The sequence below is a fragment of the Bradyrhizobium sp. P2_E8 genome (assembly GCF_056403875.1).
Window position 1 is genome coordinate 1 of sequence record NZ_JBFUES010001504.1, and the last position, 1219, is coordinate 1219.

A 1219-nucleotide genomic window follows, 5' to 3' on the forward strand; every position below is an offset into this window, starting at 1 on the left:
CACTATACTCTCGCTGTCATCGCCCGGCTTGACCGGGCGATCCAGTACTCCGAGACGTCCGGGGTTTACTGAGAAGCCGCGGCGTACTGGATTCCCCGCCTGCGCGGGGAATGACACTGAGGGCGGAGCAGCGTCGCCGCCAACTCAGAACAAACTGCCCTGATCCACCGGCTTGCCGACGCGCTTTGGCGCGGGTTTTGTCTCCTGTGTGGCCGGCTTCGGTTGCTGTGCGCGCTTTGCGGGAGGCGCCGGGCGATCTGCGTCCGTTGTCGCGCCGACGCGTCCGTCCGCGAACTCGATCTCGACGCGCGCGCCGGGACCGATGCTGTCTGCCGAATGCAGGGGATGGCCGGCCTCGTCCCGCACCAGCGCGAAGCCGCGGGCGAGCACGCCGCGGTATGACAACGCGGAGAGCAGCTTGCCGCTGGCCTCGACGCGGGCATCGAGCCGTTGCAGCAACGTGACGAGAGCGCGTTGCGCGCGCTCGGAAAGACGCTGCGTTCGCTCGCGCTGGCGGGCAATCGCGTTGCGCTGTGCCTGCGCGTTGGAGAGCTTCGAGGCACGCAGCCGCACCTCGAGACCGGCAAAGCGGTCGCGCCGCTGCCGCAACAGCGACCGCGCAGAGAGACCGAGCCGCTCGCCGCACACGGTGAGCCGGTGATCGGCCTGCGATATCTGCCCATGCAGCACGCGCAGCGTCAGCTTGGCGCCGGCGGCTGTGAACCTGCGAAAATGCGCATGCGTGTTGGCCTTAAGGCCGCGGGGCAGGGCGGAGCCAGCCGAATCCAGCCGTTGCCGCGGGATCGCCAGAAGATCGCCGGCCGCGGGCAGTGCGCGCGCAGCAGCACGCAGTTCGTTGCGGCGGCTTTCGTGGGCACGCTGCCAATAGGCGCGGATGCGGCGGGCGAGATCGGCGACCTCGACGAACAGATCGCTGCGCACCGGCACCGCCATCTCGGCCGCCGCCGTCGGCGTCGGCGCGCGCTTGTCGGCGACGAAATCGATCAGCGTGATGTCGGTCTCGTGTCCCACCGCGGAGATCAGCGGGATCATGCTCTCGGCTGCTGCCCGCACCACGATCTCCTCGTTGAAGGACCAGAGATCCTCCAGCGAGCCGCCGCCGCGCGCGACGATCAGCACGTCGGGCCGCGGAATCCTGCCGCCCTCCGGCAGCGCGTTGAAGCCGCGGATCGCAGCCGCGACCTGCTCGGCCGAACCT

At 69.6% G+C, this 1219-nt stretch carries 1 protein-coding gene; it reads right to left on the reverse strand.

Going from position 1 to position 1219, the window contains the following annotated elements:
- Positions 1-144: 144 nt before the first annotated feature.
- The coding region (locus AC1D00_RS41810) for an exodeoxyribonuclease VII large subunit (protein WP_477014733.1) at positions 145-1219 on the reverse strand (1075 nt) is incomplete at its 5' end.